Here is a 10709-nt window from a genome sequence, read left to right as displayed (position 1 = left end):
GACAAAGCCGAGCCCTTCGTCTGGACCAAGAAAAAGGTTCGTCAACGCCCCTTCAAAGGCCGCCGTATCACTCAGCTCTGATTCCGGGTACTAGCGATCAACGCATAACCAGCGAACCAAGATAGCCAGCTGCGGCACAGGCTACGAGCAGATCAGTCAGCATTGCCTGACTTGCACCTTACCCGGCGGAGCGTGATCCGCGTCAATTCGGATGGTCGACCGAGCCGTAACGCGAAGCCTGGCCATAGGGCCGTGCCGTTATTCACGTAGAGCGTCATCCCGTCCACGTCGTATTGACCCGAGACGTAACCCGCGTTGGCGCGCGCGGCCAACCTGTCGAGCCCTAGAATCAGTCCTCCGTGCGTATGTCCGGACAGTTGCAGAGCCACGCCAAGCGCCGCGGCGTTTCGTGCGTCACCTGGCTGGTGGTCGAGCAGAATGAGAGGAGCACCTTCTGGAGCGCCTTCAAGGACCGCAGCGAGATCGCGGTCGGGATGTCCTCTATGGCGCGACGCCCGGTCGGTGATGCCAGCGAGGACCAACTTACCGCCATTGCGCTCGAGAACGATGTGCCTGTTCTCGAGCGAGAGCAGTCCCAACGCGGCGAAGTGCGCCATCCATGTGCTGTAGCCGAAAATGTATTCGTGATTCCCGGAGATCACGTAGACGCCGTCGGGCGCCCTCAAGTCCCGCAACGGCTCGATGTCGGCGCGTCGCGCTTCGAGCGTGCCATCGATCAGATCTCCCGTGATGGCGATTAAGTCCACGCCGAGCTTGTTTGATCGCTCGACAACAGCGCGCGCCCATGATGCTGGAAAGAGGCGGCTGATGTGAAGATCAGTGAGTTGCAGAATGGTGTAACCGTCGAATTGCCGCGGAAGTCCGGAGACGCGGACTTCGACGTCCTTCAGCGGCGGAATCCTCATTGCCTGATGGACGCCGGTCGCAGCCGCAATCGATGCTAACCCGGCCAACCCGTAGCGGACAACGTCGGGGGCACTCAGGGGGCCGCCGTGGATCAGCAACCCTAATAGAAGTCCGGCATCGAGCATCACTTGAAGCAGCGCCAGCAGAACGAGCGCGCCGAAAGCCCAGTTGAAGATAGCGACAACCGGTCGCGGGAATTCCGGAGAGAACACAGAGCCTGACGAGAGCTTGCTCCACCGGTGAAACTGCAATGCGACCAATGCAAGCGCTGCCATTGCGAACTTGATCGAGGGCGGCAACTGCAGCGGCCAGATGAAGCGGGTCAGGATAAGGAGATAGACCAGGCCGAATAAGAATTGAGAAATGAGTTTGCTCCGGATTTGATCGGTGCGGCATTCTTACACAGAACCAGCGCGACAGCGGCACCCCATAACCGGTTCTTCAGTTTCCGAAGGTTGTGGCGAGCATCGATGGTCTTTCCGGAAATTTCTTCGTGGCGCATCCCCACTCTGGGGTCCATTTTGCCAAGCCGCACTCCGGATTTCAGAGGCACCTTAGCAGAGTGCCCCGCTCGCTTAGTGAGAAAAACCTTACATGTTAACAACATCTTACGGCACTTTTTCAAAAGCACAGGGGTATTCCACCCTGCCCGGCTGTTCGTTTTCTCTGGTTCGGCTGATCGCAATTGCCTGTAGCTACGCTTGCATGGAAATTGCATAAATTCAGGGCGACATGGACGCCGCATGAACCTCATCAGTCTCGACATCCGCATGCTCCGGTCGCTGATCTCGGTGGTCGAGACCGGCAGCATCACTGAGACCGCGCGACGGCTGGGCCGCACCCAACCGGCGATCACCCTGCAATTGCAGCGGCTGGAGGAGCTCACCGGCAAGCAGTTGTTCGAGCATGGCGGCCGCAGGCTGACGTTGACCGATGACGGCAGCACGGTTCTCACTTATGCCAGATCCATCCTGAGGCTGCATGACGAACTGATTTCGCAACTTGCGTCACAGGAAATCGAGGGCCATGTCGTGCTTGGCACGCCGGATCTCTACGCCGCCTTCATGCTCCCCTCGATCCTCAGCGTGTTCCGAAAATCCTTTCCGCGCGTGCAGGTCCAGCTCAACTGCGCGCTCTCGACGCCACTGGTCGGTCTCGTCAAGCGCGGCGATGTCGACATCGCGCTGGTCACACGGATGAATGATTTCACCGGGGGCCAGGTGGTGCGGCGCGAGCAGTTGGTTTGGATGACCGGTGATCAATCCGCCGCGCACCAGGAGCGCCCGATTCCGCTCGCGCTCTTGCCGCCTGGCAACATCTATCGCGACTACGCCATCGATACGCTAGAGCGCGCGAATCTGCGCTGGCGCATCGCCTGCGTCAGCGAAAGCGTCGGCGGCCTGCAGGCCGCCGCGTTCGCCGGCATGGCCGTCACCGTGCTCGGCCGCAGCGCGCTGGTGCCGACGATGCGCCAGATCGGTCCCAACGAGGGCCTGCCGCCGCTGCCAAAGATCGAGCTGCTGCTCTACAAATCGAGCGGCGCGACTTCGAAAGCCGCGACCGCACTGCACGACTACCTGGCGCACTATCTGCGCCTCGACGAAGAGCTCAACGGCCGCGGGGTACCGATCGAGTTGTCCTAGCACTACGCCTTCGCGCGCGTTCGCCCTATCTCGTTGAGCGCCAGCGACGGCCAAAACTTTGCCCAGGGCTGCGCCTGCTCGAACGCCGCAGCGATGCGGAAGATCGTGGGCTCGTCGAGCCAGGGCGCGACGATTTGAAGACCAATCGGCAGGCCATCCCGGTCAAAACCACAAGGCAAAGTCGCGGCCGGAAGGCCAGCGAGGTTGATTGGCCAGGTGAATGGCGACCAGCCGAGATGCGGATCAACCTGGTTACCGTCGATCTTGCCGACGCCGATCTTGCCGGCTTCGAACGCGGTCACCGCAACCGTTGGCGTCACTAGCGCATCGACCCGCTCAAACAGCTTTAGGAATGCATTGCGCGCCTGGCCGCGCCGATAGCTAGCTTCGATATAGTCCGTGCCACTGTAGTGGCGGCCGGCGGTAACGACGTCGCGATAATCGGCTTCCGAGCTGGCCAAATCAGCCGTGGTCTTCGTCGCAACCGCCGCCGCCTGCTCGGTGAAGGCGATCGGCTTCAGCGTGTGTTCCAAAATGCCGGCATCGAGGCCCGGACCATCGATAGTGACCTGTGCACCGCAGGCATCGAGAACGGCGATCGCCTTGTTGAACGCTGCGCGCACATCGGTGCTGACCGCGGCGTAGCCGAGATCGGCGCTGGCGCCGATACGAACGCCATTCAACGGAACAGCGTTGGTGTCGAAGCGACGGGACGGCACGGGCAGACTTGCGGCATCGCGCATGTCGTAGCCGGCGATAATTTCCAGCGTGAGCGCGGCATCCGCGACCGTCCGCGTGATCGGTCCGGTGTGCGCGAGCGAGGCCCAGGATGGCGGCGAGAAACCGGGGGAGCGCGGCACGAGGCCAAAGGTCGGCTTCAGCCCGAACACGCCGCAGAAGGATGATGGAACACGGATCGATCCGACGCCGTCGGTGCCGATCGCGATCGGGCCGCAGCCAGCGGCAACGCCCGCGGCCGCGCCGCCGCTCGAGCCGCCGCTGGTGCGACCGGGATTCCAGGGATTTCGCGTGGTACCCGTGACCGGACTGTCGGCCGTCAGCTTGTAGCCGGACTCGCAAGTCGTAGTCTTGCAGGTGATGATCGCGCCCGATGCCTTCAGCGCCGACACCACCGCGGCATCCACGTCGGGCACGAACGTCTTGTTCATCGGCGAGCCGGCATAGGCTGGCACGCCCGCAACAAAGACGAGGTCTTTAATGGTGACCGGTACGCCGGCGAGTGGCCCCTTGGCCTCGCCCGCGCGCATCTCCTTGGTGACGCGGTCGGCTTCCGCCCTCGCCTGCCCGTACATCGGCGTCACCACCGCATTGCAAGCCTCATGCGTCGCTTCGAGCGCAGCTATCGTATCGTCCACGACATCACGCGGAGTAAACGTCTTGCGCCGATAGCCGGCCATGATCTCGGTTGCAGAAAGCGCGCCAAGGCCAGTCGGCGCTGGCGGGAAGGCCGTTCGGCTGGAACCATCAGTCATCATCAACCCTAAAAAGCTAGCTGAGCGCCGCGTCGACGGCACGTTTGGCCATGACCGTTACGAGATGCGCACGGTAGTCGGCTTCGGCATGGATGTCGGAGGTGAGGCCGTCGGTGTCGACCTTGATCGCCGCGATCGCGGACGGATCGAACTTTTGCGACAGCGCTTCCTCCATCGGCGGCACGCGGAACACACCCGACCCTGCTCCAGTCACAGCCACGCGAACGCCGTCGGAAAATTTAGCGACGAACACGCCAACCAGCGCATAGCGCGACGCCGGCGCCTTGAACTTTGCATAACCTGCCTTGAGCGGCACCGGAAGGCGGATCGCAGTGATGATCTCGCCCGGTTCGAGCGCGGTCTCGAACAGGCCGAGGAAGAAATCGTCAGCCGCGATGTCGCGCGTGCTGGTGACGATGGTCGCGCCGAGGCCGAGCACGCCGGCGGGATAATCGGCAGCCGGATCGTTGTTCGCGACCGAACCGCCGATGGTGCCGCGGCTGCGTACCGCAGGATCGCCGATCATCGCAGCCAGCGCCGCAAGCCCGGGGATCTTTGCCTGCACCAGTCTCGAGGCAGCCACAACGGCGTGCGGCGTCATCGCGCCGATCGTGACGGTGGCGCCGTCATCGTTGATGCCCTTGAGAGATCCGAGCTTCGACAGGTCGACCAGCGCGACAGGACTGGCCAGCCGCTGTTTCAGGGTCGGAATCAGTGTCATCCCGCCAGCTACGAGCTTGCTGTCCTCAATCGAGGTCAGCAATCGTGCCGCGTCGGGAATCTCGGCCGGCTGGTGATAGGCAAACGATTTCATTGTTGTTCTCCCTATTCCGCCGCGACCGGCAGCGACGCATTTTGCAGCAGGCGCCAGATCCGGTTCGGCGTCGCCGGCATGTCGACATGGGTCACACCCAGATGCGACAGCGCATCGACCACCGCGTTGATGACGGCTGCCGGCGAGCCGATGGTCCCGACTTCGCCGCAGCCCTTCACACCCATCGGCGTGTGCGTGCAGAGCGTGGAGTGGGTCGCAACCTTCATCATCGGCATGTGGTCGGCCCGTGGCATGCAATAATCCATTAGCGAACCAGACAGGAGCTGGCCTGAGCCCTCGTCATAGACCGCGCTCTCGAACAGCGCCTGACCGACACCCTGGACGATGCCGCCGTGCAACTGGCCTTCGACGATCATCGGATTGATCACCGTGCCGACGTCATCCACGGCCGTGTAGTTGACCAGTGTCACCGTGCCAGTTTCCGGATCGACCTCGACCTCGGCGATGTGGCAGCCGCCGGGATAGGTGAAGTTGACGGGATCGTAGTAGGCCTGCTCCTCTAGCCCTGGTTCCAGCACTTCCAGCGGATAATTATGCGGCACATAGGCAGCGCCCGCGATCTCCTCGAACGACTTGATGCGGTCCGTACCCGCGACTGAGAAGTTTCCGGCCTCGAACTGGATATCGACTTCGGAAGCCTCGAGCAGATGCGCCGCGATCTTCTTGCCTTTCGCAATCACCTTGTCGGTCGCCTTGGACAGCGCCGCGCCGCCGACCACCAGCGAGCGGGAGCCATAGGTGCCCATGCCGAACTGCACGCGATCGGTGTCCCCGAACACGATGTCGACATTCTCAAAGGAGACGCCGAGCTTCTCCGAGACGATCTGCGCGAACGTCGTCTCATGGCCCTGGCCGTGATTGTGCGTGCCGATCATGACCGTTACCTGGCCCGTTGGATGCACGCGCACCGTGGCGCTCTCATAGAGGCCACCGCGCGCGCCGAGCCGTCCCGCAAAACGCGATGGCGCCAGGCCGCAGGCCTCAACATAAGTCGAGTAGCCGAGCCCGCGGAATTTTCCCTTGCTGGCCGAGGCCGCCTTACGGATGCCGAAATTTTTGACGTCGGCCGCGACCAGCGCGCCGTCGAGGCACCCCATCGGATCGCCGGAATCGTACTGCACCAGCACCGGCGTCTGGTACGGATAGGCCTCTTTCGGAATCATGTTACGGCGGCGGATCTCAACGCGGTCGATGCCCATCTCGCTGGCTGCGACATCGACGATGCGTTCCAGCACGAACGTCGCCTCGGGTCGGCCCGCGCCGCGATAGGCGTCGACCGGCACGGTGTTGGTGAACACCACCTTCACATTGCAGTAGATCGCGGGCGTGGTGTAGACACCGCCGAGCAAGGGCCCATAAAGATTGGTCGGGATGTTCGGCCCGAACGTCGAGAGATAGCCGCCCATATTGGCAAGCGTGTTGACGCGGAACGCCAGGAATTTTCCGGTCTCGTCGAGCGCGAGTTCGGCCTCGGTGACGTGATCGCGGCCGTGACGATCGGAAACGTAGCCCTCCGAGCGGCTCGCGACCCATTTGATCGGCCGCATCACCCGCTTGGCGGCCCAGGTGATGACGGCCTCTTCGCCGTAGTGGAACTGCTTGACACCAAAACCGCCGCCAACATCCGGAGCGACCACGCGCAGCTTGTGCTGGGGAATGTTCAGGACCAGAGCGCCCATCAGGAAGCGCACGACATGGGGGAACTGGCTGGTGGTCCACAACGTGAAGCGGTCGGTGCCCGGCTCATACTCGGCTATCGCGGCACGCGGCTCCATCGGGTTGCCGATCAGGCGGTTGTTGACCAGGCTCAGCTTTGCAACATGCGCGGCCTTGCGGAAGGCGGTCTCGACCGCGGCCTTGTCGCCGAGCTCCCAGTCGCAGCAGATGTTGTTCGGCACATCATCAAACAGTTGGGGTGCGCCCGGCCGGACCGCCTCGAGCACGCCCACTACGGACGGCAGGACCTCGTAGTCGACGGTCAATAGTTCCGCTGCCGCATTGGCCTGCTCCGGCGTATCGGCGATAACGAAGGCGACCATGTCGCCGACGAAGCGCACCTTGCCCTGAGCCAGCATCGGGAACGGCGGCTCCTTCATCGGCACGCCCTTGGCGTCCGAGATGCCCCAACCGCAGGGCAACGAACCCAGTCCGTCAGTCTTGACGTCGTCGCCGGTCAGGACAGCAATGACCCCGGGCGAAGCCAGCGCCGCACTCTTATCGACGCCGCGCAGAATCGCGTGGCCATGCGGAGAGCGCACGAACACGCCCGCGGTCATGCCGGGACGCTTGATGTCGGAGACGTAATTGCCGCGGCCGGTCAGGAACCGCTGGTCCTCCTTGCGCTTCGGCGAGGCGCCAATGCCAATCACATTGCCCATGGTCACTCTCCCTTGGCAGCGTTCATGGCGGCAGCGCCGGCCATCACTGAGACGACGATGTTCTGGTATCCGGTGCAACGGCAGATATTGCCCTCGAGGCCGTGGCGGACGTCCGCCTCCGTCAGCGTTGGCTTCTCAGTGGCGAGCGCCACCGCCGTCATCAGCATACCGGGCGTGCAGAATCCGCACTGGAGGCCGTGATGTTCGCGAAACGCCTCCTGCATCGGATGCATCCGATTCGAGCCGGGTTCACTCCTCAGCCCTTCGATCGTCAGCAGCGTCGCGCCGTCGAGCGCAGGCGCGAGCAGCGTGCAACTCTTCACCGGGAGGCCGTCGAGATGCACCACGCAGGCCCCGCACTGGCTGGTGTCACAACCGATATGCGTGCCGGTCAGATTGAGCTGCTCGCGCAGCAGCTCGGCGACGAGCGTCGCCGGTTCGACGTCAACGGTGGTTGGCCGGTCGTTGAGAGTGAAGGATATCTGCACGGTCATACTCCTGTGCGCGATGGGGTCTTCAGGCTAGTGGAAGTGCGCTGCCGGTGGCCCATGTGGCCATGACGACATCGCCGACGGTGAACGGATCTGCGAAGAAGGTCTTTTCCGGCACATAAGCCACGAACTCGTCGTCCGGCACGGTGTCGAGCATGACCTTGACGAAATAGCCCTGATATTCGATCGCGAGCACGCGGCTTGGCAGCGACGTGCTGCAGCCGGGCGGCAACTCCCGGCCCGGCCTGACCAGCGCGACGTCGTCACGGCGCACAGCGATATCAACCTTGTCGCCCACGGAGACAGTCGAGCGCGCCTGGAGTGGCACTTCGATTCCTGAAGGCGCGGCCTGTGCGAGTGTAAAGCTTGCACCGTTGACCTTCTCCACCCGCCCCGACAGCACATTCTGACCGCCCATGAATTCGGCGACATAACGGTCGTGCGGGTGGGCGTATACGTCGCGCGCGGCCCCCGCCTGCTTGATCTTGCCCTGCTCCATCACCACCACGAGATCGGCGAGCGCAATCGCTTCGAGCTGGGTGTGGGTGACATGGATGAAGGTGATGCCGAGCTCTCGCTGCATCCGCCTGAGCTCTTGGCGCATCTGTACGCGTAGCTGCTCGTCGAGCGCGGAGAGCGGCTCGTCGAGCAGCAGCACGCGCGGCTCTGTGATCGCCGCGCGCGCCAGCGCCACACGCTGCTGCTGACCGCCAGAAAGTTGCGCCGGCAGGCGGTCAGCGAATTGCGTCAGCCGGACCTTCTCGATCATGACGTCGGCGGCGCGCAGGCGATCGGTCTTCGACATCCCGCGCACGCGCAACGCAAAGGCTATGTTGTCGCGCACGGTGAGATGCGGGAACAGCGCGTAGGACTGGAACATCATCGCCGTGCGCCGCTGGGCCGGCGCAAGCCCCACGACGTTCTGGCCACCCATCACGATCTCGCCCGCGGTCGGGTCCTCATGGCCCGCAATCATGCGCAGAATCGTGGTCTTGCCGCAGCCTGAGGGGCCGATGAAGCAGCAATAGGCTCCGTCGGCGATCTTGAGGTTGACGCCGTCGACCACGTAGGTCGCTCCGTCAAAACTCTTGCCGACGCCAGCCAGTTCGATATCACCGCGATCGCTCTTCATATTCCAGCTCAGCCCTTTGCGCTGCTGCAGCGCCTCTTCTGGATCAGCACGATGCTGCCCAGGCTCGCGCCAATGACGATGAATGAGACGATGGTCGTCACCGTGCCGAGCGCGTAGAGCGAGGGCGAGGTGACATTCAGCGTCATGCTCCAGATTTCCAGCGGCAGCGTGTTCAGCGAGCCCGCCGTCTGGAGGCTGCGCGCGAACTCGTCGTAGGAGAGCGTAAAGCCGAACAGCGCCACCGCGACGATGCCGGGCACCAGCACCGGGATCATCACCAGCCAGATCGACTGCCAGCGACTGGCGCCGAGATCGTAGGCCGCTTCCTCCCAGACGTGATTGAAGCGCGACATCACCGCGAACATCACGAGCACGCCGAACGGCAGCGTCCAGGACAGCTGCGCGCCGAGCGCCGAGGTGTACCAGCTGGCGTTCAGTCCGAGCGCCTGAAACAGCAGGCCGGTGCCAAGACCGAGCACCAGCCCGGGCGCAACAAGGCTACCAATCATCATGTAGAACACGACGGTGTCGCCTCGAAAGCGCTTGCGGAAGCCGAGCCCTGCCAGGAAGGACACCACCACTGTGATCACGGTGACGATGACCGCAAGCTTGATCGAGCGGTCGAATGAGCCCTTGACGTCGCCGGTCCGCACCTGCGTGAAGAGATCGACGAACCAATGCAGCGAGTGGCCCTTCATCGGGAACACGAGGCCGCCGCGGATATCCTGAAACGACAGGACATAAATGCAGAACATCGGCCCGTAGAGCGCGATCACGTAGAACCCGAATAGCGTCGCAAGAACGTAGAAGGTCCAGGGCCGGCCGCCCTTGCTCGGTGCGATCGCCTTCCTCGTCGCGGGCGCGGCCGTTTCGGGCATGTCGGCGAGAGCGGCGCTCATCGCGCGATCTCCTGCCGGATATCAACCGTGCGTAGGATCAGCGCGACGATCGCAACCAGCACGAGGGTCAGAAGTACAGCGCTCGCCGCCGCGGTCGGATATTGCAGCACGCCCACGTCCTCGTAGAACGCGCTGACCACCGAGGCCGAACCGCCGCCGGACATCACTTTCACCACGAAGAAGTCGCCCATTACGATCGAGACCACGAAGATGCTGCCGAGCGCGATGCCACTCTTGGACATCGGCACCACGATCAGACGCATGATGTCGAAACGGCTGGCGCCGGCGTCGATCGCGGCCTCGATCAGCCTCTTGTCGATCCGCGCCATGGAGTTGAAGATCGGCACGATCATGAAGATCGTGAGCTGGTGGACATAGGCGATGACAACCGCAAGGTCGGAGAACAGCAACACCTCAAGCGGCTGGCGGATTACGCCTAGCGTCAACAGCGCCTGGTTGATCAGGCCTTCCTTGCCGAGCAGAGGAATCCAGGAGATCATCCGGATGATGTTCGAGGTCCAGAACGGCACCGTGCACAGCAGGAACAGGCCGATAGCAAGCAGCTGGTTACGGACGTGGAAAACCAGAAAATAGGCGACAAAAAAGCCGATGATCAGCGTGAAGATCCAGGTCAGCACCGTGAACTTGATAGTCGCCAGATACAGCTTCAGCGTCAGCGCCGAATGCAGCACATCGACGTAGCTCGCCAGCGTGAAGTCGGGCGTCAGGCCGCCAAAACCGTCAGTGGCGAAGAAGCTCGCCGCCAGTACGACCAAGATAGGCGCCACGAAGAACGGCACGAGCACCAGGACCAGCGGCGACACATAGAGCCAGCCGGCGAGATTGTCGCGTGGCGGAGCTTGAGTTGAAACTGGACTCGGCTGCATATCGGCCTCGAACTCGGTCTTCTC

9 protein-coding genes are annotated in these 10709 nt (G+C 62.9%); 1 reads left to right on the top strand and 8 read right to left on the bottom strand.

Annotation, left to right across the window (positions count from 1 at the left end; genetic code table 11):
• Positions 1 to 152: 152 nt before the first annotated feature.
• Positions 153 to 1292 (bottom strand): metallophosphoesterase, encoded by a 1140-nt coding sequence (locus ABIB95_RS45765; protein WP_094184484.1) that lies wholly within the window; start codon positions 1290 to 1292, stop codon positions 153 to 155.
• 378 nt (positions 1293 to 1670) lie between these two features.
• On the opposite strand from ABIB95_RS45765, the gene ABIB95_RS45760 reads away from it, so the two are divergent.
• Positions 1671 to 2570: a LysR substrate-binding domain-containing protein gene (locus ABIB95_RS45760; RefSeq protein ID WP_085404912.1), complete on the top strand. Its 900-nt coding sequence runs from the start codon at positions 1671 to 1673 to the stop codon at positions 2568 to 2570.
• A 2-nt stretch (positions 2571 to 2572) separates the two neighbouring features.
• Here the strand turns inward: ABIB95_RS45760 and ABIB95_RS45755 are convergent, their stop codons facing one another.
• From ABIB95_RS45755 to ABIB95_RS45725, 7 genes are read right to left on the bottom strand one after another with little or no spacing between them, the layout of a single operon-like run.
• Positions 2573 to 4063, bottom strand: a complete 1491-nt coding sequence (locus tag ABIB95_RS45755) for an amidase (protein WP_354249015.1) — start codon at positions 4061 to 4063, stop codon at positions 2573 to 2575.
• A gap of 16 nt (positions 4064 to 4079) precedes the next feature.
• Entirely contained in the window at positions 4080 to 4877 is a 798-nt protein-coding gene (locus ABIB95_RS45750; RefSeq protein ID WP_085404913.1) for an FAD binding domain-containing protein, read from the bottom strand.
• A gap of 11 nt (positions 4878 to 4888) precedes the next feature.
• Positions 4889 to 7276, bottom strand: a complete 2388-nt coding sequence (locus ABIB95_RS45745) for a xanthine dehydrogenase family protein molybdopterin-binding subunit (protein WP_063984051.1) — start codon at positions 7274 to 7276, stop codon at positions 4889 to 4891.
• A gap of 2 nt (positions 7277 to 7278) precedes the next feature.
• Positions 7279 to 7770, bottom strand: coding sequence for a (2Fe-2S)-binding protein (locus tag ABIB95_RS45740; protein WP_187387739.1), 492 nt, complete (start codon positions 7768 to 7770; stop codon positions 7279 to 7281).
• A gap of 22 nt (positions 7771 to 7792) precedes the next feature.
• Complete coding sequence (locus ABIB95_RS45735; protein ID WP_354249014.1) at positions 7793 to 8899, bottom strand: ABC transporter ATP-binding protein; 1107 nt, start codon at positions 8897 to 8899, stop codon at positions 7793 to 7795.
• An 8-nt stretch (positions 8900 to 8907) separates the two neighbouring features.
• Complete coding sequence (locus tag ABIB95_RS45730) at positions 8908 to 9798, bottom strand: ABC transporter permease (RefSeq protein ID WP_354249013.1); 891 nt, start codon at positions 9796 to 9798, stop codon at positions 8908 to 8910.
• Positions 9795 to 10685 carry an ABC transporter permease gene (locus tag ABIB95_RS45725; RefSeq protein WP_354249012.1) on the bottom strand — a complete coding sequence of 297 codons (891 nt, stop codon included), beginning with the start codon at positions 10683 to 10685 and terminating at the stop codon, positions 9795 to 9797. Before ABIB95_RS45725 ends, ABIB95_RS45730 begins: the two co-directional genes overlap by 4 nt.
• Positions 10686 to 10709: the final 24 nt, after the last annotated feature.

The sequence above is a fragment of the Bradyrhizobium sp. LA2.1 genome, assembly GCF_040547725.1.
Classification (GTDB): domain Bacteria; phylum Pseudomonadota; class Alphaproteobacteria; order Rhizobiales; family Xanthobacteraceae; genus Bradyrhizobium; species Bradyrhizobium barranii.
This window is presented reverse-complemented; position numbering and strand designations above follow the sequence as displayed.

Excerpts from the sequence above, each read along its gene's own strand:
- ABIB95_RS45760 (WP_085404912.1), top strand. The coding sequence starts at position 1,671 with ATGAACCTCATCAGTCTCGACATCCGCATGCTCCGGTCGCTGATCTCG.
- ABIB95_RS45755 (WP_354249015.1), bottom strand. The coding sequence starts at position 4,063 with ATGACTGATGGTTCCAGCCGAACGGCCTTCCCGCCAGCGCCGACTGGC.
- ABIB95_RS45750 (WP_085404913.1), bottom strand. The coding sequence starts at position 4,877 with ATGAAATCGTTTGCCTATCACCAGCCGGCCGAGATTCCCGACGCGGCA.
- ABIB95_RS45745 (WP_063984051.1), bottom strand. The coding sequence starts at position 7,276 with ATGGGCAATGTGATTGGCATTGGCGCCTCGCCGAAGCGCAAGGAGGAC.
- ABIB95_RS45740 (WP_187387739.1), bottom strand. The coding sequence starts at position 7,770 with ATGACCGTGCAGATATCCTTCACTCTCAACGACCGGCCAACCACCGTT.
- ABIB95_RS45735 (WP_354249014.1), bottom strand. The coding sequence starts at position 8,899 with ATGAAGAGCGATCGCGGTGATATCGAACTGGCTGGCGTCGGCAAGAGT.
- ABIB95_RS45730 (WP_354249013.1), bottom strand. The coding sequence starts at position 9,798 with ATGAGCGCCGCTCTCGCCGACATGCCCGAAACGGCCGCGCCCGCGACG.
- ABIB95_RS45725 (WP_354249012.1), bottom strand. The coding sequence starts at position 10,685 with ATGCAGCCGAGTCCAGTTTCAACTCAAGCTCCGCCACGCGACAATCTC.